Origin of the sequence: Serratia sp. (in: enterobacteria) (assembly GCF_052400455.1) — a bacterium.
GTDB classification, from domain to species: Bacteria; Pseudomonadota; Gammaproteobacteria; order Enterobacterales; family Enterobacteriaceae; genus Serratia; species Serratia ureilytica.
Genome location: NZ_CP185812.1, coordinates 1457872 through 1483727 on the forward strand (window position 1 = coordinate 1457872; position 25856 = coordinate 1483727).

The window sequence follows — 25856 nt, forward strand, 5'->3', positions numbered from 1 at the left end:
TGCTGACAAACTCTTATTAATATTTTTTAAAGATCATGCGGCGCTAAAGCGGGCGTTTAGCTTCTGATCCACGATGATTTCGAAATCGGTAAACAGCGCTCGGGGTTTCACTGAACGCCCCTGTTTTTCCAGTGCCACCAGGCCGTGCCCGCTCAGCGTTTTCAGCGTGGTGGACAGATTGCTGACCTGGCGCCCCGACAGTTCGGCCAACTGGCTGATGGTTTCGGGGCGGGCAGTGTCGATCAGACGCAGCAGGGCAATATTCTCGTTGCTGAGCACCTGGGCCAGCGCAATCATCGACGTAAACCACACTTTGGGCTCACGTTCCTGTGGCTGGTATTCCCCTTTTGCGATCGCCAGTGTGCGCTTGCGAATCAGTTCTTCAGGCATCACGCCAATCAGTGCTTTCATCATCAACCTCGGTTTTCTCTCTTGCGTATGACTTCGTCTATCCGGGTAAAAAAATCTTCCACCAACTGATAGGCGGAATGAAACTCGTAGGGTGAGCCTTTGTCCGTCGGGGAGTCATGTTGGTGATCGTAAACGACGCGGCCCGAAAATTTACCTTTGCGGGGTGTTTTAATGGCATGCGCGTTATCTATGCCAAAAACCCGGGTATTGTGGTTATCATGCAAGGTCAAATTGTAACGGATGCCGTGAGGGATAAAGGCCGTTTGGGTCACCGTCCAAGCCTCGATTTTCCACCAATAGCCATCCTCACGATTGACCCGCGTGCCATGCAGGCTAAGGATGTAATCCAATCCGTTGTGTTCATCCATTGATCAAAGCTCCATTTATTATGATCTAATCATAACTGTTGGGCGTTTTATCGTCAATCCGATACGCCGTGAATCCGGCTCTCTAAGAAGGGAAATACATGACCTCATTTGTCGATCTCGAGGTGTTTGTCCGCACGGTGGACGGCGGCAGTTTTTCCGCCGCGGCGCGCGCGCTGGATATGACGCCGGCGGCGGCCAGCATTGCGGTGAAAAGGCTGGAGCAGCAGTTGGGCGCGCGGCTGCTGGTGCGTTCCACCCGCAGCCTGAGGTTGACGGAGGAGGGGGCTCGCTATCTCGACAGCGCGCGCCTGGCGCTGGGCGCGTTAGCCGAAGGAGAGCAGGCGATCCGCGAGAAGCATCAGGGGCTGTCCGGGGTGCTGCAGATTTCCGCGCCGTCGGATTTTGGCCGCAATTTGCTGCTCTGCTGGCTGGATGAGTTCCGCCTGCAGCATCCGCATATTCAACTGCAGCTTCTGATCAACGATCGGCAGGCCGACCTGTTCCGCGAACCGGTGGATGTGGCGTTGCGCTTCGGGCCGCTGGCCGACTCTTCGCTGGTGGCGCTGCCGATCTTGCCGCAGCATCGGCGGTTGATCTGCGCCAGCCCGGATTACCTGCGGCGTCACGGCGCGCCGCAAACGCCGGCCGATCTGGTTCGGCACAGCATTCTGGTGTATCAGCCCAGCGGCAAACGGCAGGTGGAATGGCGGCTGTGGCGCGGTGAGGAGGGGGTCGAAGTGCCGCTGAACGGCAGCTATTTTACCGATGACGGCGAGGTGGCGCGGCGCTGGGCGCTGGCGGGGCACGGCGTGGTGCGCAAGTCGGCGATCGACGTGGCGGCCGACATTCACGCCGGGCGGCTGGTGCAACTGTTGCCGGAATGGCGCAGCGACGCGGTGCCGATCAATCTGGTCTGCCCGCATCGTTCGCAGGTGTCGGAACGCGTCAGGCAGCTGCAGCGCTTTTTACAGCAGCGCTGCCAGCGTTGGATGGACGATCACTTGGCCTGAAGGGTTTCGGTTTGCGCCGGCGTGGCGGCGGTATCCCCGGCAGGCGCGCTTTCTTCGTGCGGGGTGGTGGAACGGGTGTAGATGTTCAGCCCGGCGAGGAATACGCCGCCCAGAGAACCGAAGGCGCAAAGGGCGATGACGATGACGAACGCTTTTTTCAGCATAGGAATAATTTCGCAGGTTGCTTGGAACAGCGGGAATTATAGCCCCTTCGCCGGGTGAAACAAGAATCGTTTTTAACGGCGGCCCGCAGACCGCCCTTTGTGATCATCGCCGTTCGCAGTCGATGGCCTGTACGTTGGCCGGGCGGGCGAACAGGTATTTTCCCAGCGTCACCAGCACCACCGCCGCCACGATGATCACCAGCGCCAGCCACTCGCGCGGCGCCAGCGATTCACCGGCAAAACCGATGCCGAGCAGCACCGCCACTACCGGGTTGACGTAGGCATAGCTGGTGGCGACCGCCGGGCGCACGTTCTTCAACAAGAACATATAGGCGCTGATCGCCAGCATCGAACCGAAGACGATCAGATAGCCCAGCGCCAGAAAGCCGCCGGTGCTCGGCATCTGAACGAGGCGCTCGCCGCTCAGCTGGCTGGCTGCCAATAACACCACGCCGGCGACCAGCATCTCCGCCGCGCCGGCCATCGGCCCGGCCGGCAGCGAGATGCGCGATCCCAACACCGATCCGAAGGCCCAACTGGCCGACGCCAGCAAAATCAGCAGCGCGCCGGTCGGATTGCCCACCAGGTTGTTGCCGGTATTAAGCAGCACGATGCCCACCAATCCGAGCGCGATGCCGGCCCATTCCAGCTTGGTGTTGCGCATGCCCCACAACAGGCTGAAGCAGAGGGTGAACAGCGGCACCGTCGCCACCATCACCGCCGCGATGCCGGACGGCACGTGTTGGTGTTCCGCCACCGTCACCAGGCCGTTGCCCACCGCCAGCAGCAGAATGCCGATGGCGCCGGCGGCCAGCCACTGCTTCGGCGTCGGCAGCGCGTGGCCGCGCCAGGCCAGGAAACTGAACAGCACGATGCCGGCTAGCAGAAAGCGAATCCCGGCCATCATCAGCGGCGGCCACTGTTCGACGCCCAGACGAATGACGAAATAGGTGGAACCCCAAACGATATATAACGTGAACAACGCCCCGATCAACGGCAGGACGCTACGGCTTTGTTGGCTAAGCATAGGATTGTATTTTGCGGGAATGATTATTATTAGAACGCTCAGTAAACCCGATCGGGCAACCGATAAGCAATGGCCTGCGGCATTATTTTTCCGGCAGCCGAAAGCCGTTCAATGGCCTTGCTGTTTCCACTGCAGCCAACTGACGGCCGGCAGATAAATCGACCAGCCGATGGCCAGCAGCAGCAGCATGAACTCCGGCGGCATGCCGGGCAGCAGGGCGTCCAGTTTCCAGGACACGGCGTAGGCGAAGGGGCCGAGGGCGGCGCCCAATACCGCCAGCGGCCAGGGCGCCGCTCTGACCACGTCCAACAGCCAATACCACCAGCAGCCGAAGCCGATCCACAGCGCGATGGTCCAGAGCGGCAGGCCGTGTTGCCCGCTGTAATGCAGCACGCCGCTGTAGCTCCACAGACCATCCATGCCGATGCCGCCCAAGGCGGCCAGGGCGGCGCCCTTGCGGCGGGCGGCGGGGGTAAAGATCAGCGCCAGCGCCGCACCGGCCAGCAGTATGCCGTTGAGCCGATCGCGAGTCAGCAGCGCCAGCAGCCAGCAGACGCCCAGCCCCAGCGTCGCCAGCCAGAATCCGGCATGCGGCTTCTTCATCGTTCAACTCCCGTGGGGTTACTCTGCCGCCGTGCGCAGCGCGCCGACGGAGGTGTCAGAACGGGCGCGGGGCCCGTTGTTTGCCTGAATATTCGATAATTCAACCTTAGAAGGGAAGGTGCGGGGTGCACAAGCAGAATAATCTGTACCGGTTGAAAACGCGGGCAAAAACCGGTGTTACAAGAGAGAAATCCGGTAGGCGCAGCGGCGAGAGCCGGCCAGAATGTGTTCGGCGCGCTCCACCTGCGCCTGCAGCACTTCGGTGAAGATGCTCAGCTCAGCGCGGCAGAAGCCCTGGCAGACGGTGGCGGCGGCGCAGATCGGGCAGTGGTTTTCCACCAGCAGATAGGCGCCGTCTTCCTCCTGACGCCATTCGGCCATATACCCTTCGCGGCAGCGGATCTCGGTGAGACGCGCCACGCGTTCGCGCAGATCGGTGGCGCCGATCATCGCCTGCTTGTAGTTGATGCGGTTTTCCTGCTCACGGGTCTCGATCAGCAGGTCGATCGCCTGTTCACCCAGCTTGTCACGCACGGTGCGCAGCAGCTGCACCGTCAGATCCGCATGGGTGTCCGGAAAGCGTGCGTTACCGGCGGCAGTCAAATGCCACAGCTGCACCGGGCGGCCCACGCCGCGCGTTTCCGCGATCGCTTCGACCAGCCCCTCTTTCGCCAGCTTGACGAACTGCTGGCGGGCCGCTTCACCGGTGGTGCCGAGCACTTTTCCTGCGTCTGAGGCTTGCTGCGGGCCGCGGGTCTTCAATAGCGTCAGCAAACGGTCACTGACCGATTGTGCGGTGCTGCCGCCATTTTCCAAGTTTATTCTTGACATATTTCTCCGCCTCGCCCTAACTTATTCCAAGATAACTCTTGTTAAATTTAACGCAATCTCATGACCAACTCAATGCCATTCCTCTGAAAACAGGACAACAACCGTGATAACCCATGACGATAGCCGCTGGAGCGACCTTTTCTCCGGCAAAAATGCGGCCAGTGCGATCGCGCTCTCGCTTGGCGTGGCGCTGCATGCCATCAATATTCTGGTCGCCACCACCATTCTGCCCTCGGTGGTGCAGGATATTGGCGGTCTGGAGCTCTATGCCTGGAACACCACGCTGTTCGTGGTGGCGTCGATCCTCGGCTCCGCGCTGTCGGCCCGCTTGCTCAGCGGCTACGGCGCGCGCAACGCCTATCTGGTCGCTTCGCTGTTTTTCATCGCCGGAGCGGGGCTGTGCGCGCTGGCGCCGAGCATGCCGGTGATGCTGATCGGCCGCACGGTGCAGGGATTCGGCGGCGGGCTGATCTTTGCGCTCTCCTACGCGATGATCAATCTGGTGTTCGAGCAGCGATTGTGGCCGCGCGCCATGGCGCTTATCTCGGCGATGTGGGGCATCGCCACGCTGGTCGGCCCGGCGGTAGGCGGCATTTTCGCCGAGTTGCACGCCTGGCGTTGGGCCTTCGGCATTCTGCTGCCGATCATGGCGCTGTACGCCGCGTTTACCTTCCTGATCCTGCCCAAGGGCCAGGCGCAGCAGGCAGCCGCGCCGCTGCCGACCGCGCAGCTGCTGTTGCTGACCGTGGCGGTGCTGGTGGTGTCCGCCGGCAGCCTGGCGCACAGCGTCTGGATCAACCTGGCGGGCATCGCGCTTTCGCTGGCGCTGATGGCCTGGCTGATGAAGCGCGAGGCGCGCTCGCGCGCGCACCTGTTGCCGCATGGCGCGCTGCGGCGCGGCTCATCGTTGGCGGCGCTCTATATTACGGTGTCGTTGCTGGTAATCGGCATGACCAGCGAAATCTTCGTGCCCTATTTCCTGCAGTTGCTGCACGGCCAGTCGCCGCTGATCTCCGGCTATATCGCCGCGACCATGGCCGCCGGCTGGACGTTGTCCGAAATCCTCAGCTCCGGCTGGCGCGGGGCGGGCATTCGCCGGGCGATCGTCAGCGGGCCGCTGTTCGTGCTGGTGGGCCTGCTGGCGCTGGCGATCCTGATGCCGACGCCCTCCGGCGGTCACTGGCAGGCGCTGACCCCGATCGTCATCGCGTTGTCGCTGGTGGGATTCGGCATCGGCTTCGGCTGGCCGCATCTGTTGACGCGTATTTTGCAGGTGGCGCCTGAAGCGGACAAAGACATCGCCGGCGCCTCGATCACCACGGTGCAACTGTTCGCCACCGCATTCGGCGCGGCGCTGGCGGGGATGATCGCCAACCTGGCGGGGCTGAACGATCCGGGCGGCGCGGCGGGCGCGGCATCGGCGGCGCGTTGGCTGTTCCTGGCGTTCGCGCTGGCGCCGCTGCTGGCGGTATTCAGCGCCTGGCGCTGCGCCGCGATCGCGCCGCCGGCCGCCGAGACGGGCAATTTTGTACCCAACCCGTCCTCGCGCGAGTGCTAGAACGCTTCTCCTCATTCGGCGATGTTTGCGGTGATCCTGGCGTTATTCCTGCGCGACATTGTTAAAATTCGCTTGCTATATCTCTAATTTGAGATTATTTCTCTTATATGGGATTTTCAAGCGGAGTGTGAACGATGGATAACGGTCTGGACAATGCCGACCTGAGGTTGGCGCAGCGGCTGGCGGATTTGCGCCAGCAACGGGCGTGGTCGCTGGAGGAGCTGGCGCAGCGCACCGGCCTTAGCCGGGCGACGCTCTCGCGGGTGGAGCGCGCCGAGACCAGCCCGACGGCGTCGTTGCTGAACCGGCTGTGCGCCGCCTATGGGTTGACCATGTCGCGCCTGCTGAGCGAGATCGAAGACGAGCCGCCGGAGCTGTTGCGGCCGCAGCAGCAACCGGTGTGGGTCGATCGCGCCAGCGGTTTTCACCGTCGCTCCGTTTCTCCCCCCGCTGCGTTGTATAAGGCTGAATTTATCGAAGCCCGGCTCGATGCCGGCGCGCAGATCGATTACGACCTGCCGTCGATTCCGGCGCTGGAGCACCATCTCTGGCTGCTGTCCGGGCAGCTGGAGTTGACGCTGGAAGGGCGCGTTTTCCGGTTATCATCCGGCGACTGCCTGCGCTACCGCCTGTTCGGCGCCTCCCGTTTCCATGTCCCCGGCGATGAGCCGGCCCATTACACCCTCGTTATTTGCAGGCCATAGCCATGATTGAATTGCAACAGTGGGACGCCGGCGCGGCGCAAAGCGCCATTGCCGAATTGGCCGAAATGCTGCACGCCAGCGTGGCGCACGGCGCCAGCATCGGTTTTGTCATGCCTTTCACGCTGACGCAGGCGCAGGCGTTTTGGCAGGGGTTGCTGCCGGCCATCGCGCGGGGAGAGCGTGCGATGCTGGTGGCGCTCGCGAACGGCCGGCCGGTCGGCACCGTGCAGCTGCTGTTGGCGATGCCGGACAACGGCCGTCACCGGGCGGAAGTGGTCAAGCTGATGGTGCACCCGCAGGCGCGGCGGCAGGGCGTCGCCCGGCTGTTGATGCAGGAAGTGCAGGCGCTGGCGGCGCGTCATCGCCGCAGCCTGTTGGTGCTGGATACCCTGAGCGGCAGCGCGGCGCAGGGGCTGTACCGTCAATTGGGGTTCGAGGCGGCGGGCGACATCCCGCAATACGCCCGCGCCAGCGACGGCGGGGCGTTGGAGGCCACCTGCTATATGTACAAACTGCTGTGAGGGTTAGCGCCCGCGCCAGGCTTTGATCGCCTGCTGGCGCACCTGCAGCTTTTGCTGCGGCGTCAGCTTGTTGTAGTCGCGAGCCAGGCCGCTTTCCCAGTCGCCGTACATCGGGTTGGGCAGCACGATGAATTCGGTGCCGAACTTGGCCTGGTTCTTGCTGACGAACGCCCGGCGCTGCGCATTGTCCTGGTGGTAAGTCGCGGCGCCGAAGTCGTTCAGGTTGTCGCCCGCGTACACCACGATGTCATAGCCGGCTTGTTTAATGGCGTCGAAGCGCGCCTGTTTATTGGCGGTGTCGGTGCTGAGCAGCACGGTTTTTGCCGACAGGCCGGTGAAACCGAGCTTCTGCATGTTGGCCACCGTGGCGGCGTAGTCGCTCTGTTTACGGTTCGACACGTAGAACATGGTCCCCTGATGGGCGTTAACATAGCGGGCGAACGCCACTGCGCCCGGCACCGCGGCGGCCTGTTCGGCCTGCGTCCATTTGGCCCAAGTCGCGCCGTCGTACGGTCGGCCCTGCTGCGCCTGCCAGCCGGAGTAGGCGCTGTTATCCAGCATGGTTTCATCCAGATCGACCACCACCGCCTTTTTACGGCCTGGCGCGGCCCTGGCCTGATCGAAGGCGCGCTGCGCGCTGTTGAACGCCTGATGCGCCAGCGCCTGGTATTCGCCGGACTGTTGGAACCAGTTGACCGCCAGCACCGATTGATCCGCCAACCGCTGCTGGGCCTGCGCGTCGGCGTGCGGCGGCTGTGCGCAACCGGTCAAGGCCAGCAGCGCGACGCCCATCGCCGCGCCGAGGGTGAGTGTGCGTACCTGTTTTCCTGCCATTGTTATCTCTCTTTTTTATTGTGGACTGTCCAGCAGCATATCCATCTCGAACTGACGCAGGGGATCCTGCCGCCAGCCAAGATGCGTAAAGAAGGGGGCGGCCACCTCGGGCACAAAAACGTTGGCGGTCAGCGGCAAAGGGGCGAACTGCGCTTGCAGAGCGGCCAGCAAGGCGCGGGCATGCCCCTGGCCGCGATGCTGCGGCGGAACGTAGATCAGGCGCAGCCAGCAGTGCTCGGTACCGGGCATCACCACGGCGTAGGCTTGGCGTTCGAGGGTATAAGCGCGCGGTTTGCCCGGCAGTTTGAACAACGACTCGGGGGCGATCAGCCAGGGCAGGTCGGTGGCGCCTTCCGCCGTCAGGCGATGGCTGACGGTCAGCGGATCGACCGCCTGCAGCACCGCCTTGCCTGGCGGCACGGCCGCCGGCGCCTGATGGCCGGTCAGGGTGCGCACGATGCGCAGCCCGGCGCGGTGGTACAGCGCCAGCGCGGCTTCGTTGCCTTCGATCACTTCCAGCGACAGCCGATGGTCGCCGCGCTGACGGGCATCCGCTACTACCCGCTGCATCAGCGCCTTACCCAGCCCCTGCCCGCGCATCTCGGGGCGTACGGAAAAGGCCGCGATCCGGCTGTGCCGGCCGCGGCGGGCGATCAGCGCCACCGCCACCGGTTCATTGCGATGGGTGACGATCAGGCTGTCGTTCAGGCTGAGATCTTCGGCGCCGAAGCGGGCGGCGAAGGTCGGCCCGTCGAGGACGAAACGCACGATGTAGTTTTCAAAACAGTGGTTGAGGATGTTCGCCAGTTCGTCGCTGCTGTAGCGCACGGCGTTGTGATAGTTAAACCGACCGTCGTTATGCATGGCTGATTCCGCTCGGGGGAAAGCTATACATGTAGACCCGTTTGTTTGGCAAGGCAAGCGGGGGCATTCGCCGGCGGGGAAAATAAAAACAAAAAAGCCGGACGCAGCCGCCCGGCGAAATAAAACTCTGGGTATCAAGTGACGCTAAAGTTTGCAGTGGTGGTTATTCATTCATCACATCAGAACTGATAGGTCAGGGCGACGGCAATCACGTTGTCGTCTTTCAGACCCAGCTTATTATTGCTGTCGAGCTGGTTGATTTTATAATCCACATAGGTCGACATGTTCTTGTTGAAATAGTAGTACGCGCCGACGTCGATATATTTCACCAGGTCGGTATCGCCGATGCCTTCAATATCTTTACCCTTCTGCTGAACGTAGCCCAGCGATGGACGCAGACCGAAGTCGAATTGATATTGCGCAACCAGTTCCAGGCCTTCGGCTTTATTGGCGAAGCCGCTGACGGAAGTGGAGCGGTTATTGATGGTGGCGGTACCGGAAATTGGCGCGATGTTGCGGCTTTCCGAGTAGGTCGCGGCCAGGTAGACATCGTTATTGTCATACTTCAGACCGGCGGCCCAGATATCGGCCTTGTCGCCTTTACCGAAGGTGCCCGCTTTCTGACTGGCGGTGCGGTTGGAAGAGGCATAGGCGGCGCCCACGCTCAGGCCGTCGATGATTTCATAGCTGGAGGAAAGGCCCCAGCCGTCGCCGTTCGCCTTGCTGGCGGAGCGGCCGTCGTTTTCGTTCTTGCCCTGATACTGGACGGCGAATTTCAGGCCGTCGACCAGACCGAAGAAGTTGTTATTGCGGTAGGTGGCGACGCCGTTGGTGCGGCCGTTCATGAAGTTGTCGGTTTTGACGTATGCGTCGTCGCCGAATTCAGGCAGCATATCCGTCCAGGCGCCGACGTCGTAAATAATGCCGTAGTTGCGACCGTAGTCGAAAGAACCGAGGTCTTTATATTTCAGACCGGCGAAGCCCAGACGCGTTTTAGTGTCTTTGGTGCCGTCGGATTCAGAATGGTTAGCGGCGATCTGATATTCCCACTGGCCGTAACCGGTCAGCATATCGTTAATCTGAGTCGCGCCTTTAAAGCCGATACGGACGTAGGTTTTATCGCCATCGTTGCCGGCATCATCGGAGAAATAATGCAGGGCTTTCACACGACCGTAAAAATCGAGCTTGTTGCCGTCTTTATTGTAGATTTCTGCTGCCTGTGCCGCTTGCGCAAGTAAAAGTGCCGGAATAATAACGGCCAGAAGATTACGTTTCATGGGTTACCCTGCTTTATTCGATTAAAAGACGCTATCATCAGTTGCATTGCTGCTTTACTGTGCCGTCCGGTTGTTGGCGGCGGAGAATTTTTACCGTAGTAATGTGATCTATTTATGACAAAAAATTCATTTTCATGTCGAACGATTAAAAAAGTCGCGCAAAGGGTGAATTTTTTCTGCAACCGACGGTCTGCGGCTGGTCTACAGTTACCGATAGCCTGATCGGTTTCCGGAGGAATCATGCACGATACTTATACATTGTTCGGTACGCAGGGGTGTGGCTCGACCATCGTGGCCACCGCGTTGGTGCTGACCGCGTTCCCCTGGGGCTACGAGGAAGTGGATTACACCCAGGAGGGCCCGGAGCGGGATCGCCTGTTGGCGTTGAACCCGCTCGGTCAGGTCCCCACTCTGGTGCTGCCTGATGACGAAGTGATGACGGAGAGCGCGGCGATTATCCTGCTGCTGCACGATCGCGCGCCGCACGCCGAATTGGCGCCGTCCGGCGGCTCGCCGCTGTTGCCGCGCTTTTTGCGCTGGCTGTTGTTCATCAACGCAGAGATTTATCCCACTTTCACCTACGCCGACCATCCGCAGCGCTGGCAGCCGAAAACGGAAGGGGCGGAACAGCTGAAAAACGCAGTGATGAGCTATCGCGAGCGTTTATTGCGGCAGTTGAACGCCGCCGCCGGTGCCGCCGGCCCGTGGTTTCTCGGCAAGAGCTTCAGCGCGCTGGATCTGTACGTGGCGGTGATGTGCAACTGGCGGCCGGGGCGCGCGTGGTTCCGGCAACACTGCCCGCGGCTTTACGCCATCGCCGAACGGGTGGAGCAGCGGCCGGAGCTGAATGCGCTGCTGAGCGCCCATTTTGACGACGTTGCGCCGCTGGAATCGTAATATCTCCCCGCCGTCGGCGGGGAACCCTCCCGTTTTTCTGAACCGAGACTGCCGAAAATCCCGATTTTCACTCGCCTCGTCGGCGGGTAGCGTAAGGCTATCCGCAACTGACAGGAGAGTGTGATGCAATCAGAATCCCGGGCCGGACAACAGGCGTTCGGCGATATCGCCCCCAAGCTGGCGCAGCTCAGCGACAGCGTCTTGTTTGACGATGTCTGGCAGCGGCCAGAGCTGAGCCCGCGCGAGCGCAGCTTGATCACCGTCGCCGCGCTGGTGGCGCTTAACCGCCTGGAGCAACTGCCGTTTCATCTGCAGCTGGCGCAGCGCAACGGCGTCGATCGCCCGCAATTGGCGGAGCTCATCACCCACCTGGCGTTTTACGCCGGCTGGCCCGCGGCGGCGTCGGCCGTGGCGCGCTTGCGCGAGCTGGAACCGGAGGCGCCCCATGCCGTTTAGCCGCATCGCCCTGCATCAGGGCAAATCCGCCGACTACCTGCAAACCTTGTCCGACAGCCTGCATCAGGCGCTGGTGGAGGCCTTCGAGGTGCCGCCGGCGGACAAATTTCAGGCGATCGATCAATACCGCCCCGGTGAGCTTATCTACGATCGCGATTATCTCGGCGGGCCGCGCAGCGCGGATTTCGTGCTGTTTTACATCACCGCCGGGCGGCCGCGCGACAGCGACACCAAGCGGCGTTTTTACCGGCGGTTGGCGACGCTGCTGGCGGAGAACCTGCGGCTGAACCCCGAGGATGTGATGGTGGTGATCGCCACCACCCAGTTGGACGAGTGGTCGTTCGGCGGCGGTCGCGCCTCGATGATCGATCCGCAGGCGTAACTCGGGCTGACGCCGCCGGCGGTCTGTGGGACAATAGCGCCATCATTTCGTTTAGATAAGAGTTGAATGGCGCTCTCCTCCGCAGTTAAAGATCAGATTGGCCAGTGGTACAAAGCCCTGCAGCAGCAAATACCGGAATTCATTTCCCGCGCGCCCCAGCGTCAGATGATCGCCGAGGTGGCGAAGACGCTGGCCGGCGACTACCCGCGCCATCTGGCGATTGAGGCGCCGACCGGCGTCGGCAAAACGCTGTCTTACCTGATACCGGGCATCGCCGTCGGGCGGGCGGAGAGCAAACCGCTGGTGGTCAGCACCGCCAACGTGGCGCTGCAGGATCAGATCTACAGCAAGGATTTGCCGCTGCTGAAGAAGATTATTCCCGATCTGAAATTTACCGGCGCCTTTGGCCGCGGGCGTTACGTCTGCCCGCGCAATCTGGCGGCGATGAGCACCGACGTTAGCCAACAGGGCGATCTGACGCTGTTTCTCGACGACGAGCTGGCGCCGTCCAGCGGTGAAGAGCAGGCGCTGTGTCAGAAGCTGACCAAGGCGCTGGCCCGCTTTGAGTGGGACGGGCTGCGCGATCACTATCAGCAGAGCATCGACGATCCGCTGTGGGCCAAGCTGAGCACCGACAAGGCCAACTGCCTGGGGCGCAACTGTCACTACATTCGCGAATGCCCGTTCTATATCGCCCGCAAAGAGATCGAGAGCGCCGACGTGGTGGTGGCCAACCACGCGCTGGTGATGGCGGCGCTGGAGACGGAATCGGTGCTGCCGAACCCGAAAGAGCTGCTGCTGGTGCTGGACGAAGGCCACCATTTGCCGGAGGTGGCGCGCGACGCGCTGGAGATCGACGGGGAAATCACCGCGCTGTCGACCAACCTGCAGCTGGACATGATCGTGCGCCAGGTCGAACAGTGCATGACGCAGTACCGGCCGAAGAATCCGCCGGGGCTGGCCAACAGCGAACGGCTGAAAAACCATTGCGAGGAGCTGCGCGAGCTGGTGCAGATCTTCGAGCATCAGGTCAGCGCCTATCTGCCCGGCGACAGCGTGGTGGCCGAGCACCGTTTTGAAATGGGCGAGCTGCCCGCGGAGATGGTGGAGAGCTGCGCGCGGCTGTTCAAACTGACCGATGCGCTGCGCGGGCTGGCGGAGTTCGTGCTTAACGATCTTACCGAACAGACCGGCAAGCACGACATCATGCGTCTGCACCGCTCGATCATTCAGATGAGCCGCACGCTGGGCTATCTGGAGGCGATGAGCAAGCTGTGGCGGCTGGCGGCGCTCGACAAGTCGTCCAACGCGCCGATCTCCAAATGGGTCACGCGCGAACTGCGCGATAACGTCACCCATCTGTATTTGCACTGCGTCGGCATTCGCGTCAGCGATCAGCTGGAAAAGCTGCTGTGGCGCAAGGTGCCGCACGTGGTGGTCACCTCGGCCACGCTGCGTTCACTGAACAGCTTCGCGCGTTTGCAAGAGATGAGCGGGCTGAGCGAGAAGGCCGGCGATCGCTTCGAAACGCTCTCATCGCCGTTCAATCACGTCGAACAGGGCAAGATTGTCATTCCGCAGATGCGCTACGAACCGGCGCTCGCCAATGAGGCGGAGCACCTTGAGGAAATGGCGCGGTTTTTCCGCGCCGAGCAGGCGAGCGGCAAGCACAAAGGCATGCTGATCCTGTTCAGCAGCCACCGGGCGATGCAGACTTTCCTCAGCTACGTGACCGATCTGCGGCTGATGCTGCTGGTGCAGGGCGACCAGCCGCGCTACCGGCTGGTGGAAGAGCACCGCAAGCGGGTGGAGAAGGGCGTCGCCAGCGTGCTGGTGGGGCTGCAATCGTTCGCCGAAGGGCTGGATCTGAAAGGCGAACTGCTGACCCAGGTGCATATTCACAAAATCGCGTTCCCGCCGATCGACAGCCCGGTGATCATCACCGAAGGCGAGTGGCTGAAATCGCTGAAGCGTTATCCGTTCGAAGTGCAGAGCCTGCCGAGCGCCTCGTTCAACCTGATCCAGCAGGTCGGCCGCCTGATCCGCAGCAACCAATGTTACGGCGAGATCGTGATCTACGATCGCCGGCTGTTGACCAAAAACTACGGTTCGCGGCTGTTGGCGTCGTTGCCGGTGTTCCCGATTGAGCAGCGCGCGGTGCCGGAGGCCGACAAGGCGCATCTGGCGGCGCTGAAATCCGCCGCCGACGCGGCTAAAAAAGAGAAGAAGCGCGGCAACCCGTTCGCCCGCAAACGGCGGCGTTGATCAGAGCAGCGGCGGCAGGCGGCGCTTGACCGGCGTGGTTTTCACGATCGAGGTGTTGCTCTGCGCGTGCTCGGCCAGCCGATCGAGGGTGTGGTCGAGCTGTTCCATCGAGTGCGCCACCAGCCGCACGATAAAGCAGTCTTCGCCGGTCACCTTATCGCATTCGACCACTTCCGGGATCGCCTGAATCAGCTGTTCGACCTTCTTCAGCATGCCCGGCAGCGGCTTGATGCGCACCAGCGACTGAAAGGCGTAACCCACCGCCTGCAGATTGACGTTCAGGGTATAGCCCTGGATCACGCCGCTTTCCTCCAGCCGCCGCAATCTTTCCGACGTGCTCGGCGACGACAGGCCCACCTGCGCGCTCAGCGTCTTCAACGATGCGCGCGCATCTTCCGCCAGAATGGTCAGGATTTGGCGATCGATATCATCCATAACGCCTCCGTTAGGTGTTTCCTTGATTGTAGCTGCGAGAAAAAGGCAGTTAAGCACATCTGCCTTTTTTATGCTATGGAAAGCCGCCCTGCGAAGCCGCAAGCTATGTCTCTGGGCAAGCTTTGAGGAACGCAGAATGAATGCAGAGATAAAACGCGGCTCGCTGGAGATGGCGGCGGCGATGCTGATTTCCGGCTCCATCGGCTGGTTTGTGCTGATGTCCGGCCAGCCGGTTATCAACGTGGTGTTTTGGCGCTGCGCGGTGGGGGCGCTGGTGCTGCTGGCGGTGTGCGGCGCGCTGGGCCAGCTGCGCCGCGATGCGCTGACGCGCGCCACGCTGCTGCTGGCGATCGCCGGCGGCGTCGCGCTGGTGATCAACTGGCTGCTGCTGTTCGCCGCCTATTCCTATGCCTCTATTTCCATCGCCACCGCGGTGTACAACACCCAGCCGTTTATGCTGGTGGGGCTGGGGGCGCTGTTTCTGGGGGAACGGCTGACCGCCCGCAAGCTGCTGTGGCTGAGCTTGGCGTTCGGCGGCATGATGCTGGTGGTGCTGGCGCAGCCACGGCAGGCGGGGGAGCAGAGCCATTATCTGGCGGGCATCGCGCTGGCGCTCGGCGCGGCGTTTTTCTACGCCCTGATGGCGCTGGCGGCCAAGCGGCTGAAGGGCACGCCGCCGCATCTTATTGCGCTGATTCAGGTGACGGTAGGGGCGGTGATGCTGCTGCCGCTGGTGGATTTTCATGCGTCGGCCAGCGTTGGCCAGTGGGGGATGCTGGCGACGCTCGGCGTGTTGCATACCGGCCTAATGTACGTGCTGATGTACGGCGCGTTGCAGAAGCTGCCGACCCACCTGATCGGCTCGCTGTCGTTCATCTACCCGATCGCCGCCATGCTGGTGGATCGCCTGGCGTTTGGCCACCGGCTGTCGGCATGGCAACTGCTGGGGACGGCGATCATCCTGCTGGCGGCGGCGGGTATGAACCTGCTGGGCGATCGGCGAGCGCGACTGCTGCCGGCCTCGGACGGCCGGCGCGCCGGCTGATGCTCAGTTCGGTTTTTTCAGCCGGCGCCATAAAGTGGTGCGGCTGATCCCGAGCAACCGGGCGGCGGCGGCGTGGTCGCCTCCGCACCGCGCCAGGGCTTCGTGGGCGGAGATGGGCGCCGCCGGCGTCTCGGGCGGCGGCGCCACCGCCAGCTCCGGCAGCAGCCACTGCAGGGTCTCGCCGCTCGGCGCGACGCCGGTGCTCAGCATCAGCGCCACCCGCTCCATCATGTTGCGCAGCTCGCGCAGGTTGCCGGGCCAGGCGTAATGACCCAGCGCGGCGTAACACCCGGCCAGGGCGGCGCGCAGCGGCTCCGTCAGCGGCACGTCGAGCGCCGCCAGCGACTGTTTCAGAAAGTGTTCCGCCAGCATCGCGATATCGTCGCCGCGCGCCCGCAATGGCGGCAGCTGCAGCCGCAGGGCGCTCAGGCGGTAAAACAGATCGGCGCGAAAATCGCCCTGTTGAATCGCCTGCTCCAGGCGGGTGTGGGTGGCGCTGATGACGCGAAAGTCGACCTTTACCGGCTGTTGCCCACCGACCCGGGTGATGGTTTTTTCTTCCAGCGCCCGCAGCAGCCGGGTTTGCAGGTGCAGCGGCATTTCGCCGATCTCATCCAGAAACAGGGTGCCGCCGTTGGCGGTTTCCAGCAGCCCGCGTCGGCCGCCGCGCCGTGAACCGGTGAAGGCGCCTTCTTCATAGCCGAACAGCTCCGCCTCCAGCAGCGATTCGGCGATGGCGCCGCAGTTGATGGCGACGAACGGCGGCGTCGCGCCCCTGGACGGCGCGCCGCGCCGGGAAAAGTATTCGCGGTGGATCGCCTGCGCCGCCAGCTCTTTGCCGGTGCCGGTTTCGCCTTCGATCAACACCGCCGCCGGCGAGCGGGCGTACAGCATGATGGTGCGCCGGGTCTGTTCCATCTGCGGGGAATCGCCCTGTAAATCGCTCAGCCCATAGCGCGGCTGCAGGGTATCGCGTGCGGCGTAATCGCCGCCGCGCTTGGCGCCGCCCAGCATCAGGCGCGTTACGTCCAGCGCATCGCTGAAGGCGGCGCGCAGGGTGGCGGCGGAATAGAGAAAAATGGCGGTGAGCCCGGCTTCTTCCGCCAGATCGCTGATGAGGCCTGCGCCGACCACGGCCTGAATACCGGCGGCTTTCAGCTCGGCGATCTGGCCGCGCGCGTCCTCTTCGGTGACGTAACTGCGCTGCTCCAGCGGCAGATCGAAGGTTTGCTGGAACTCCATCAGCGCGGGCAGGGGCGTTTTATAGGTAATGACACCGATCCGATCGGCGGTTCTGCGCGCCTGGCTCAGCGCCTGCAGCAGGTCGAAGCCGCCGGGCTTGACCAAAATGACCGGCACCGACAGGCGGCTTTTCAGGTAAGCGCCGTTGGAGCCGGCGGCGATGATGGCGTCGCAAGGCTCGCTAGCCAGGCGAGAGCGGATATGCTGCACCGCCTCCTCGAAGCCGAGACGGATCGGGGTGATGGTCGCCAGATGGTCGAACTCGAGACTGATATCCCGGAACAGATCGAACAGGCGGGTGATGGAGACGGTCCAGATCACCGGTTTGTCCGGCGTGCGGGACGGCGTGATGTGATCGCTCATGGTGGGTTACCGAATGAAAGTGGCTGCATTAGGTGTAGCCTTGTTTCAGTCATGTTTCAAATATGCCGATTGAAACCGCGATTGAAACGTTAACTGAAACGTTTTTTATCGCTTGGTCTGCCCAATGGCGATGCGAATTTTATAACTCACTTATTTTTATCGCTTTTAATTTTTTCCTCGCCAAAGTGCAACCTGGCCCGCCTCTTGCTCTGTCTGTTCTATCTAGCTAATCGGAGAGAACGTCATGACGCTGCGCTCACCCGGGCTCGCCTTTCGTCAGGCCCTGAGTAAAGAAAAACCCCTGCAAATCGCCGGCGCGATCAACGCCAACCATGCCCTGCTGGCCCAGCGGGCGGGGTTCCAGGCCATCTATCTTTCCGGCGGCGGCGTGGCGGCCGGTTCGCTGGGGCTGCCGGACCTGGGTATTTCGACGCTGGACGATGTGTTGACCGATGTTCGCCGCATCACCGATGTCTGCCCGCTGCCGCTGCTGGTGGATGTCGACAGCGGTTTCGGCGCATCGGCGTTCAACGTCGCCCGCACGGTGCGCTCGGTGAGCAAGGCCGGGGCGGCGGCGCTGCATATCGAAGATCAGGTCGGCGCCAAGCGCTGCGGCCATCGGCCCAATAAGGCCATCGTCTCCACCGAAGAGATGGTGGATCGCATCAAGGCGGCGGTAGATGCGCGCAGCGATCCGGACTTCGTGATCATGGCGCGCACCGATGCGCTGGCGGTGGAGGGGCTGGAGGCGGCCATCGAGCGCGCTCAGGCTTACGTGGCGGCCGGGGCCGACATGCTGTTCCCGGAAGCGATTACCGAGCTGGGCATGTACCGCCGCTTCGCCGAAGCGACGCAGGTGCCGATCCTCGCCAACATCACCGAATTCGGCGCGACGCCGCTGTTCACTACCGAGGAGCTGCGCAGCGCCCAGGTGGATATGGCGCTGTATCCGCTGTCGGCCTTCCGAGCGATGAATCGGGCGGCGGAGCGGGTGTACCGCGCCCTGCGCGAGGAGGGCACGCAGAAAAACGTCATCGACACCATGCAGACCCGCAACGAGCTGTATGAAAGCATCAACTACTATTTGTTCGAAGAGAAACTCGACGCTCTGTTCGCTCGCCAACGCGACGAATAAGCGCCATTCACGCAGAAGCCAAATGAGGACAGTATGAGCCAAGCGATCCCCCCGCAAAGCCCGACTGGCATTAAGCCGAAAAAATCCGTGGCGTTATCCGGCGTGCCCGCCGGGAATACCGCGCTGTGTTCCGTAGGGCGCAGCGGCAACGATCTGCACTACCGCGGTTACGACATTCTCGACCTCGCGCGCCACTGCGAGTTTGAAGAGGTCGCCCATCTGCTGATCCACGGCAAGTTGCCCAACCGAGACGAACTTCATGCCTACAAGCAGCGGCTCAAAGCGCTGCGCGGCCTGCCCGCCAGCGTGCGCACGGTGCTGGAGGCGCTGCCGGCGGCATCTCACCCGATGGACGTGATGCGCACCGGCGTTTCGGCCCTCGGCTGCACGCTGCCGGAAAAAGAGCAGCACGGCGCGGCCGGCGCGCGCGACATCGCCGACCGGCTGCTGGCGTCGTTGGGATCGATGCTGCTCTACTGGTATCACTACAGCCACAACGGCGAGCGCATTCAGCCGGAGACCGACGACGATTCCATCGGCGGCCACTTCCTGCACCTGCTGCACGGCGCAGCGCCTTCCGCCAGCTGGGAGCAGGCGATGCACGCGTCATTGATCCTGTACGCCGAGCATGAGTTCAACGCCTCGACCTTCGCCGGCCGGGTGATCGCCGGCACCGGATCCGATGTCTATTCGGCGATCGTCGGCGCCATTGGCGCGCTGCGCGGGCCGAAGCACGGCGGCGCCAACGAGGTGTCGCTGGAGATCCAGCAACGCTATGAAACGCTGGACGAAGCGGAAGCCGACATTCGCCGCCGCATCGACAACAAAGAGGTGGTGATCGGCTTCGGGCACCCGGTGTATACCGTCTCCGATCCGCGCCATCAGGTGATCAAAGAGATCGCGCTGCGCCTGTCGCAGGAAGCGGGCGCGATGAAGCTGTATGACATCGCCGACCGGCTGGAAAGCGTGATGCGCGACACCAAAAACATGTTCCCCAACCTCGACTGGTTCTCGGCGGTGTCTTACCACCAGCTGGGGGTGCCCACCGAAATGTTCACGCCGCTGTTCGTCATGGCGCGCGTCAGCGGCTGGTCGGCGCACATCATCGAGCAACGGCAGGACAACAAAATCATTCGCCCGTCCGCCAACTATACCGGGCCGGAAGCGCGAGCCTTCGTACCGTTGGATCAGCGCTGAGCGCCGATCGTTATCGTGTCGTTTTCACTCTGGAGCCTTTGGGAATCATGATGCTTGAGTCTGCCAATACCCGCCGTCCGCCGTTCGATCGCGAAATGGTCGATATCGTCGATTATGTGATGAAAGAGGCCGTCGATACCCCGGCGGCGTACCGCACCGCCCATTATTGCCTGCTCGATACCCTCGGCTGCGGGCTGGAGGCGCTGAGCTACCCGGCCTGCAAGAAACTGATGGGACCGGTGGTGCCGGGCGCCGAGGTGCTGAACGGCAGCCGGGTGCCCGGCACCCGTTTCCAGCTGGATCCGGTGCAGGCGGCGTTCAATATCGGCGCCATGATCCGCTGGCTCGACTTTAACGACACCTGGCTGGCGGCGGAGTGGGGCCACCCGTCGGACAACCTGGGCGGGATCCTGGCGGTGGCCGATTGGCTCTCTCGCCAGGCGGTGGCGGCGGGCAAAGCGCCGCTGACCATGCGGCAGGTGCTGATCGCCATGATCAAGGCGCATGAGATCCAGGGCTGCCTGGCGCTGGAAAACGCCTTCAATCGGGTAGGGTTGGATCACGTGCTGCTGGTGAAGGTGGCGTCCACCGCGGTGGTGGCGCAGCTGCTCGGCCTGAGCCGCGAGGCGATCCTGAACGCGGTGTCGCTGGCGTGGGTGGACGGGCAGTCGCTGCGCACCTACCGCCACGCGCCGAACGCCGGCACCCGCAAATCCTGGGCGGCGGGGGATGCGACCGCCCGCGCGGTGCGGCTGGCGCTGATGGCCGCCACCGGTGAGATGGGCTATCCCTCGGCGCTCACGGCACCGACCTGGGGATTCTACGACGTCTCGTTCAACGGCAAACCTTTCCGCTTCCAGCGGCCGTACGGCGCGTATGTGATGGAGAACGTGCTGTTTAAAATTTCGTTCCCGGCGGAGTTCCATGCCCAGACCGCCGTGGAGGCGGCCATGACGCTGCATCGTCAGATGCAGGCCGCCGGCAAAACCGCCGCCGACATCGCCGCAGTGAGCATCCGCACTCACGAGGCCTGCCTGCGCATTATCGACAAGCAGGGGCCGCTGGATAACCCGGCGGATCGCGATCACTGCATTCAGTATATGGTGGCGATCCCGCTGCTGTTCGGCCGGCTGACGGCGGCGGATTACGAGGACCGGGTGGCCGAAGATCCGCGCATCGACGCATTGCGTAGCAAGATACATTGCCATGAAGATCCCGCCTTCACGCGCGATTATCACGATCCGGAAAAACGCTCGATCGCCAATGCGCTGACGGTGGAGTTCGCCGACGGCAGCCGTCTGGATGAGGTGGCCGTGGAGTATCCTATCGGCCATGCGCGGCGGCGCGAAGAGGGCATCCCGCTGCTGATCGAGAAGTTCAAAACCAACCTGGCGCGCCAGTTCCCGGCCCTGCAGCAGCAGCGCATTCTTGAGGTGTCGCTGGACCGGCAGCGGCTGGCGCAGATGCCGGTCAACGAGTATCTCGATTTGTGGGTGATCTGACGCGAGCGGCGCTGACAAGCCAGGTCGGCGTCGCTATGATGGACGCTCCATCCCCGTCCGTCTTCTTATCAGGTGATTCATGATTGATGCCGCAACGCTGTTGTTGTTTTCCGGTGCCTGCGTGGCGCTGGCGCTGACCCCCGGCCCGGATATGCTGCTGATCGCTTCGCGCAGCGTCAGCCAGGGGCGGCGGGCCGGTTTCGCTTCGCTGGCGGGCATTCAACTCGGCACTTACTGCCACGCGCTGGCGGCGGCGCTGGGGTTGTCGCAACTGTTCGTCGCGGTGCCGCTGGCTTACGACGCGGTGAGAATGTTGGGCGCGGCTTATCTGCTTTATCTGGCCTGGAAAACGCTGCGATCCGGCAGCAGTCTGCAGGCTTCCGCCGGGTTGCAGGCGGTGCCGACGGCGCGCATTTTCCGACAGGGGCTGCTGACCAACATCCTCAACCCGAAGATGGCGCTGTTCGTGCTGGCGCTGTTCCCGCAGTTTATCGATCCGCGCGCCGGCTCGGTGGTGGTACAGATGCTGGCGCTGGCGACGGTGCTGAATCTGGTCGGCTTGCTGATTAACGGCGGGGTGATCCTGGCGGTCAGCGGCATGAAAAGCCGTTTCGTCGGCCGCCGTTTCAGCGCCCGCTGGCCGAACTACCTGCTGAGCGGCGTGTTCGCCGGGCTGGCCTGCAAACTCATTTTCGACAGCCGTCGTTAATCCTCGCGCAGCAGCGCTTCAAACGCCGCGCTGGCCGGTTCGTCCGGCAGCGCGCTGTACATCACCAGCCGCAGATGGTTCTCTTCGTCGACGATGAAAGAGGCGTGGTCAAAGGTGACCGGGCCGATCTCCGGGACGACGAAGCTGCGTCGCCCCTGACAGCGTCCGTGAATGTCATGCTGCCGCCAGAGCCGGCGGAACGGCGGCGACACCCGCTCCAGCGCCTGCACCCGTTGGCGCATCACCTCATCCTCCGGCGCGCGGGCGTAGTCGCGACGGAAGCTGGCCAGGATTTGCGGCGCCTGCGCCTGCCACTCCAGCAGGCGCTCATTAAGCTGCGGATCGGCAAACAGCATCCACAACATGTTGCGCTCTTGCGCCGGGCGCTCGCCGATGGCGAACAGCCGCTGCGCCGCCGGATTCCAGGCGATGATGTCCCAACTCAGGTTCATGACGTAGGCCGGCCGCAGCGCTAAATCGTCCAGCAGACGCCGCACCAACGGCGAAACCTGGCACCACTGATGCCCAACCGGCACCGGCGGGCGTTGATGCGCCAATAAGAACAGGTGGTAGCGGCCGGCGGCGTCGAGCTGCAGCACCCGCGCCAGATTTTCCAAAAACGTCACCGACGCATTGATTTCCCTGCCTTGCTCCAGCCAGGTGTACCAGGTGAGGCCGACGCCGGCCAGCGCCGCCACCTCCTCGCGCCGCAATCCCGGCGTGCGGCGGCGGCTGCCGCTCGGCAAGCCGACCGCCTCTGGCGACAGTTGTTCTCGCTTTTGCCGCAGAAAATCCCCCAGTTCGTGGCGGGTGCGTTCGAGGGTGCGTGGGGGCATGTCGGCCGTCCTGTTGCTGTCAGTAATAGTATAAATGGCTATATAGTAACAGTTTAAACCTTGTTCCATACTGCGGCCATCATAATCTCTGGAGGTGGTATGGAACATTCATTATCTGGTGAGCGGCGAGGGTTGCCCGGTCTGTCGGTGCTGCTGTTGGGCGGTTTCGTCACGGTGTTCGATCTGTTCGTGGTCAATGTGGCGGCGCCGGTGATCCAGCGGCAGTTCGCCGCCGATTTCGCCGGGGTCGGTTTGATCGTCGCTGGTTACGAGCTGGCGTTTGGGGTGCTGTTGATCGCCGGTGGGCGCCTGGGCGATCGCTTCGGGCGTCGGCGCTTGTTCAGCCTCGGCATGCTGGGATTCACGTTGAGCTCCCTGCTGTGCGGGCTGGCGGGATCGCTCATCCTGCTGATCGCCGCGCGTATTCTGCAGGGGGCGACGGCGGCGCTGTTGTTCCCGCAAATTTACGCCTTGATGCGGGTGCTGTACGCGCCGCAACAGCGGCGGCGCGCCTTCGCCTGGCTGGGCATGACGTTGGGATTGGCGGCGATTTTCGGCCAGATCCTCGGCGGATTTATCATCGAGGCCAACCTGTTCGGCAGCGGCTGGCGCATGATCTTTTTGATCAATTTGCCGATCGGCGCACTGGCGCTGTGGGCGGTGCGGCGCATTCCCGAATCGCGGGTGGCGCAGGCGCAGCGGCTGGACGGCGTTGGCCTGTGGCTGGCGGCGACCGGCCTGTCGCTGTTGCTGCTGCCGCTGCTGGAAGGGCCGGCGCGCGGCTGGCCGTGGTGGATAGCGCCGATGTTGGCGTTAGCGATGCTGACGCTGTGGGGCTTCCTGCGTTGGGAGCGGCGTCTGGCGCAGCGCGGTGACGATGCGGTGCTCGATCCGGCGCTGTTCCGCCAGGCGGGTTTCGCGCCGGGTATGGCGGTGGTGCTGGCGATTTATGCCACCGCCTCCTCGTTTTTCTTGTGTTTCGCACTGCTGCTGCAGGCGGGGGCGGGGCTGACGCCTTTTCAGGCGGGCAGTCTGTTCGCCCCGGCCAGCGCGGCCTTTATGTTGGCCTCGATGCTGGCGCCCCGGTTGGCGCAGCGGTGGGGCAACGGCGTGCTGAGCGTGGGCGTGGCGATTTACGCCGCCGGGTTGGTGCTATTGATGGCGCAGGCGCTGTGGGGTGAGGCGCTGGCGCATCCGCTGCGGCTGCTGCCGGGGTTGGTGATTCTGGGATTCGGTCAGGCGCTGAGCATGACGCCGCTGTTGAATCTGGTGCTGGGTTTGGCGCAGGAGCGGCAGGCGGGGATGGCGGCGGGTTTGGTCGCCACCGTGCAGCAGGTGGGAGGCGCGTTGGGCATCGTGGTCAGCGGCGTCGGTTTTGTGCCGCTGTTGGCGAGCGGCGGCGCGGCGGAGCGCTATGCCCAGGCCTTTGCCGGCGCCATGGTATTTAATCTGTTGGCGATGGGCGTGGCCCTGTTGTTGTTAAAGCGGATCACTCGAAATACTCAGAAAGCGGATCTTAAGTAGGCCGCCGGCGGGTGCTTTACTGTTGTCATCATGAGAGAGCGATAAGGAGCCCCACTGATGTTTCAACCCGCCGCATTTCGCGAAGACGATCTGGATGCCCAACTGGCGTTGATCCGCGCCCACCCGCTGGGGCTGTTGGTCAGCCACGGCGAGCACGAATTGACGGCCGACCCGCTGCCGTTTGTGGCTGATGTCGAGCAGGGGCAGCTGCGGCTGCGGGCGCACCTGTCGCGCGCCAACGAGCACTGGCGGCGGTTGCGGCACGCCGCGGAGTGCCTGGTGATCTTTCAAGGCCTGGAAGGTTATGTGTCGCCAGGCTGGTACCCGAGCAAACGCCAGACCGGCAAGGTGGTGCCGACCTGGAATTACAGCGTGGTGCAGCTGTATGGCGTGCCGACGGTGACGGACGATCCGGCCTGGCTGCGCCGCCAACTGATCGCTCTTACCGCGCAGCAGGAAGGGCGACGCCCGGAACCCTGGCGGCTCGATGATGCGCCGGCCAACTACATCGCCGCACAGCTTAAAGGTATCGTCGGCATCGAGATCGCCGTCACCCGGCGCGAAGGCAAATGGAAGATGAGCCAAAACCGCAGCGCCGACGATGCCGGCGGGGTCATCGCCGGGCTGCGCGAGGGCGATGACGCGCAGCGGCGGCTGGCGCAGGAGGTTGAGCGGCGGCGCGGATAGGGTATGCTAACTGAAGGGCAGCCAGGGGAACCTTCGGATGGATTACACCAAAATTATCAAAGAAATAGGCCGCGGCAAAAATCATGCGCGCGACCTGGATCAACAGACCGCTTTTCAACTGTATCAGGCGATGCTGGCCGGGGAGGTCCCCGAACTTGAGCTGGGCGGCATTCTGATCGCGCTGCGCATCAAGGGCGAAGCCGAAGAGGAGATGCTGGGGTTCTACCAGGCGATGCAGCAGCAGGTATTGTCGCTGCAGGCGCCGCAAGGGCGCCCGCTGCCGGTAGTGCTGCCGAGCTACAACGGCGCGCGCAAGCAGGCCAACCTGACGCCGCTGCTGGCGCTGCTACTGGCGAGAGTGGGCCTGCCGGTGGTGGTGCACGGCGTCCTGGACGACAGCACCCGCGTGACCAGCGCCGAGATTTTCCGCGCTCTGGGGCTGCCGTGGTCGGAACAGGCCGCTCATGCCCAGCGGCGTCTCGATAACGGCGAGGCGGTATTCATGCCGGTTTCCACGCTGTCGGCGCCGTTGGCGCGGCAGCTCGGATTGCGTTGGCGCATGGGGGTGCGCAACAGCGCCCATACGCTGGCCAAGCTGGCGACGCCGTTTGGCGAACAGGATGCGTTGCGCCTCGCCAGCGTCTCGCATCCGGAGTATGTTGGCCGGGTGGCGTCGTTTTTCCGCCAGATTGGCGCCCGCGGGTTGCTGATGCACGGCACGGAAGGCGAGGCCTACGCCAACCCGCTGCGCTGTCCGCAGATTCACCACATCGTTGGCGGCGAACAGCAGGTGCTGCTGGAGCGCACCTTGCCGGACGAAACGCCGGCATTGCCGGCGGCGAAAGACGCGGAAACCACCGCGCGCTGGACTGAACGCTGTCTGGCTGGCGAGGTGGCGATCCCGCAGGCCATCCAGCGGCAGGTCGCCTGTTGCCTGGTGGCCGCCGGCGAGAGCGAGACGCTGGAGCAGGGGCTGCAGCGCCTGCGTCAGGTCTAAGCGCGACTATAC

Annotated in this window: 28 protein-coding genes; 16 read left to right on the forward strand and 12 right to left on the reverse strand. The window is 63.2% G+C overall.

Annotated features, from left to right (window positions below; genetic code table 11):
* Nucleotides 1–33: 33 nt before the first annotated feature.
* Together ACORQT_RS07000 and ACORQT_RS07005 are read right to left on the reverse strand one after the other, a co-directional pair.
* A complete protein-coding gene (locus ACORQT_RS07000) occupies nucleotides 34–414 on the reverse strand; it encodes an HVO_A0114 family putative DNA-binding protein (RefSeq protein ID WP_004939357.1) in 381 nt (126 codons plus the stop codon).
* Nucleotides 414–779, reverse strand: coding sequence for a DUF6516 family protein (locus tag ACORQT_RS07005; RefSeq protein ID WP_004939355.1), 366 nt, complete (start codon nucleotides 777–779; stop codon nucleotides 414–416). Before ACORQT_RS07005 ends, ACORQT_RS07000 begins: the two co-directional genes overlap by 1 nt.
* 98 nt (nucleotides 780–877) lie before the next feature.
* Between ACORQT_RS07005 and ACORQT_RS07010 the strand changes: the two genes are divergently transcribed.
* On the forward strand, nucleotides 878–1789 hold the full coding sequence (locus tag ACORQT_RS07010; RefSeq protein ID WP_033642361.1) for a LysR family transcriptional regulator: 912 nt from the start codon (nucleotides 878–880) through the stop codon (nucleotides 1787–1789).
* Here the strand turns inward: ACORQT_RS07010 and ACORQT_RS07015 are convergent.
* The 4 genes from ACORQT_RS07015 to ACORQT_RS07030 form a co-directional block, all read right to left on the reverse strand.
* A complete protein-coding gene (locus tag ACORQT_RS07015) occupies nucleotides 1777–1953 on the reverse strand; it encodes a hypothetical protein (protein ID WP_004939348.1) in 177 nt (58 codons plus the stop codon). The two genes, ACORQT_RS07010 and ACORQT_RS07015, sit on opposite strands and share 13 nt — an antisense overlap.
* 103 nt (nucleotides 1954–2056) lie before the next feature.
* Nucleotides 2057–2980: a drug/metabolite exporter YedA gene (gene yedA / locus ACORQT_RS07020; protein WP_033650530.1), complete on the reverse strand. Its 924-nt coding sequence runs from the start codon at nucleotides 2978–2980 to the stop codon at nucleotides 2057–2059.
* Nucleotides 2981–3088: 108 nt separating this feature from the next.
* A complete protein-coding gene (locus ACORQT_RS07025; RefSeq protein ID WP_033642363.1) occupies nucleotides 3089–3583 on the reverse strand; it encodes a DUF2878 domain-containing protein in 495 nt (164 codons plus the stop codon).
* Between the two features lie 177 nt (nucleotides 3584–3760).
* Nucleotides 3761–4414, reverse strand: a complete 654-nt coding sequence (locus ACORQT_RS07030) for a helix-turn-helix transcriptional regulator (RefSeq protein ID WP_033642364.1) — start codon at nucleotides 4412–4414, stop codon at nucleotides 3761–3763.
* Between the two features lie 103 nt (nucleotides 4415–4517).
* On the opposite strand from ACORQT_RS07030, the gene ACORQT_RS07035 reads away from it, so the two are divergent.
* The 3 genes from ACORQT_RS07035 to ACORQT_RS07045 all read left to right on the forward strand — a co-directional run bounded on the left by ACORQT_RS07035 (nucleotide 4518) and on the right by ACORQT_RS07045 (nucleotide 7197).
* A complete protein-coding gene (locus ACORQT_RS07035; protein WP_108680334.1) occupies nucleotides 4518–5972 on the forward strand; it encodes an MFS transporter in 1455 nt (484 codons plus the stop codon).
* A 134-nt stretch (nucleotides 5973–6106) separates the two neighbouring features.
* Nucleotides 6107–6676, forward strand: a complete 570-nt coding sequence (locus ACORQT_RS07040) for a helix-turn-helix domain-containing protein (protein WP_033642366.1) — start codon at nucleotides 6107–6109, stop codon at nucleotides 6674–6676.
* 2 nt (nucleotides 6677–6678) lie between these two features.
* Nucleotides 6679–7197: a GNAT family N-acetyltransferase gene (locus tag ACORQT_RS07045; RefSeq protein ID WP_033642367.1), complete on the forward strand. Its 519-nt coding sequence runs from the start codon at nucleotides 6679–6681 to the stop codon at nucleotides 7195–7197.
* Between the two features lie 3 nt (nucleotides 7198–7200).
* Here ACORQT_RS07045 and ACORQT_RS07050 read toward each other — a convergent pair whose 3' ends face one another.
* The 3 genes from ACORQT_RS07050 to ompC form a co-directional block, all read right to left on the reverse strand.
* Nucleotides 7201–8031, reverse strand: coding sequence for a 5'-nucleotidase, lipoprotein e(P4) family (locus ACORQT_RS07050; RefSeq protein WP_049866662.1), 831 nt, complete (start codon nucleotides 8029–8031; stop codon nucleotides 7201–7203).
* 15 nt (nucleotides 8032–8046) lie between these two features.
* Nucleotides 8047–8895, reverse strand: a complete 849-nt coding sequence (locus tag ACORQT_RS07055; protein WP_042783961.1) for a GNAT family N-acetyltransferase — start codon at nucleotides 8893–8895, stop codon at nucleotides 8047–8049.
* A 179-nt stretch (nucleotides 8896–9074) separates the two neighbouring features.
* The gene (gene ompC, locus ACORQT_RS07060) at nucleotides 9075–10172 is read right to left on the reverse strand and encodes a porin OmpC (RefSeq protein ID WP_033637639.1); all 1098 of its coding nucleotides are present in this window, start codon (nucleotides 10170–10172) and stop codon (nucleotides 9075–9077) included.
* A gap of 240 nt (nucleotides 10173–10412) precedes the next feature.
* On the opposite strand from ompC, the gene ACORQT_RS07065 reads away from it, so the two are divergent.
* The 4 genes from ACORQT_RS07065 (at nucleotide 10413) to dinG (ending at nucleotide 14172) form a co-directional block, all read left to right on the forward strand.
* The gene (locus ACORQT_RS07065) at nucleotides 10413–11069 is read left to right on the forward strand and encodes a glutathione S-transferase family protein (protein WP_164057929.1); all 657 of its coding nucleotides are present in this window, start codon (nucleotides 10413–10415) and stop codon (nucleotides 11067–11069) included.
* Between the two features lie 123 nt (nucleotides 11070–11192).
* The gene (locus tag ACORQT_RS07070) at nucleotides 11193–11525 is read left to right on the forward strand and encodes a carboxymuconolactone decarboxylase family protein (RefSeq protein WP_089194442.1); all 333 of its coding nucleotides are present in this window, start codon (nucleotides 11193–11195) and stop codon (nucleotides 11523–11525) included.
* Nucleotides 11515–11907 carry a tautomerase family protein gene (locus ACORQT_RS07075; protein ID WP_042783965.1) on the forward strand — a complete coding sequence of 131 codons (393 nt, stop codon included), beginning with the start codon at nucleotides 11515–11517 and terminating at the stop codon, nucleotides 11905–11907. Before ACORQT_RS07070 ends, ACORQT_RS07075 begins: the two co-directional genes overlap by 11 nt.
* A 66-nt stretch (nucleotides 11908–11973) precedes the next feature.
* The gene (dinG, locus tag ACORQT_RS07080; protein WP_042783966.1) at nucleotides 11974–14172 is read left to right on the forward strand and encodes an ATP-dependent DNA helicase DinG; all 2199 of its coding nucleotides are present in this window, start codon (nucleotides 11974–11976) and stop codon (nucleotides 14170–14172) included.
* Here dinG and ACORQT_RS07085 read toward each other — a convergent pair whose 3' ends face one another.
* Nucleotides 14173–14607 carry an Lrp/AsnC family transcriptional regulator gene (locus ACORQT_RS07085; RefSeq protein WP_042783967.1) on the reverse strand — a complete coding sequence of 145 codons (435 nt, stop codon included), beginning with the start codon at nucleotides 14605–14607 and terminating at the stop codon, nucleotides 14173–14175. It abuts the gene before it with no gap.
* A gap of 136 nt (nucleotides 14608–14743) precedes the next feature.
* On the opposite strand from ACORQT_RS07085, the gene ACORQT_RS07090 reads away from it, so the two are divergent.
* On the forward strand, nucleotides 14744–15652 hold the full coding sequence (locus tag ACORQT_RS07090; RefSeq protein ID WP_042783969.1) for a DMT family transporter: 909 nt from the start codon (nucleotides 14744–14746) through the stop codon (nucleotides 15650–15652).
* A 3-nt stretch (nucleotides 15653–15655) separates the two neighbouring features.
* Here the strand turns inward: ACORQT_RS07090 and prpR are convergent, their stop codons facing one another.
* On the reverse strand, nucleotides 15656–17257 hold the full coding sequence (prpR, locus tag ACORQT_RS07095) for a propionate catabolism operon regulatory protein PrpR (protein WP_164057927.1): 1602 nt from the start codon (nucleotides 17255–17257) through the stop codon (nucleotides 15656–15658).
* 244 nt (nucleotides 17258–17501) lie between these two features.
* Between prpR and prpB the strand changes: the two genes are divergently transcribed.
* From prpB to ACORQT_RS07115, 4 genes are all read left to right on the forward strand, one after another.
* Nucleotides 17502–18392, forward strand: a complete 891-nt coding sequence (prpB, locus tag ACORQT_RS07100) for a methylisocitrate lyase (RefSeq protein WP_164057926.1) — start codon at nucleotides 17502–17504, stop codon at nucleotides 18390–18392.
* Nucleotides 18393–18425: 33 nt separating this feature from the next.
* Nucleotides 18426–19589 carry a bifunctional 2-methylcitrate synthase/citrate synthase gene (prpC, locus tag ACORQT_RS07105; protein ID WP_042783971.1) on the forward strand — a complete coding sequence of 388 codons (1164 nt, stop codon included), beginning with the start codon at nucleotides 18426–18428 and terminating at the stop codon, nucleotides 19587–19589.
* Between the two features lie 50 nt (nucleotides 19590–19639).
* Nucleotides 19640–21091 carry a bifunctional 2-methylcitrate dehydratase/aconitate hydratase gene (locus tag ACORQT_RS07110; protein WP_033644225.1) on the forward strand — a complete coding sequence of 484 codons (1452 nt, stop codon included), beginning with the start codon at nucleotides 19640–19642 and terminating at the stop codon, nucleotides 21089–21091.
* Nucleotides 21092–21170: 79 nt separating this feature from the next.
* Nucleotides 21171–21800 carry a LysE family translocator gene (locus ACORQT_RS07115; RefSeq protein WP_060444218.1) on the forward strand — a complete coding sequence of 210 codons (630 nt, stop codon included), beginning with the start codon at nucleotides 21171–21173 and terminating at the stop codon, nucleotides 21798–21800.
* On the opposite strand, the gene ACORQT_RS07120 is transcribed toward ACORQT_RS07115, so the two are convergent.
* Nucleotides 21797–22636 carry a helix-turn-helix transcriptional regulator gene (locus tag ACORQT_RS07120; RefSeq protein ID WP_046686666.1) on the reverse strand — a complete coding sequence of 280 codons (840 nt, stop codon included), beginning with the start codon at nucleotides 22634–22636 and terminating at the stop codon, nucleotides 21797–21799. The genes ACORQT_RS07115 and ACORQT_RS07120 overlap by 4 nt on opposite strands.
* Nucleotides 22637–22735: 99 nt before the next feature.
* Here ACORQT_RS07120 and ACORQT_RS07125 point away from each other — a divergent pair, with 99 nt between their 5' ends.
* The 3 genes from ACORQT_RS07125 to ybiB are packed head-to-tail and all read left to right on the forward strand — an operon-like array spanning nucleotide 22736 to nucleotide 25844.
* Nucleotides 22736–24160 (forward strand): MFS transporter, encoded by a 1425-nt coding sequence (locus ACORQT_RS07125; protein ID WP_164057925.1) that lies wholly within the window; start codon nucleotides 22736–22738, stop codon nucleotides 24158–24160.
* A gap of 57 nt (nucleotides 24161–24217) precedes the next feature.
* Nucleotides 24218–24847: an FMN-binding negative transcriptional regulator gene (locus ACORQT_RS07130; RefSeq protein ID WP_164057924.1), complete on the forward strand. Its 630-nt coding sequence runs from the start codon at nucleotides 24218–24220 to the stop codon at nucleotides 24845–24847.
* A 37-nt stretch (nucleotides 24848–24884) separates the two neighbouring features.
* On the forward strand, nucleotides 24885–25844 hold the full coding sequence (gene ybiB / locus ACORQT_RS07135; RefSeq protein ID WP_042783976.1) for a DNA-binding protein YbiB: 960 nt from the start codon (nucleotides 24885–24887) through the stop codon (nucleotides 25842–25844).
* Nucleotides 25845–25856: the final 12 nt, after the last annotated feature.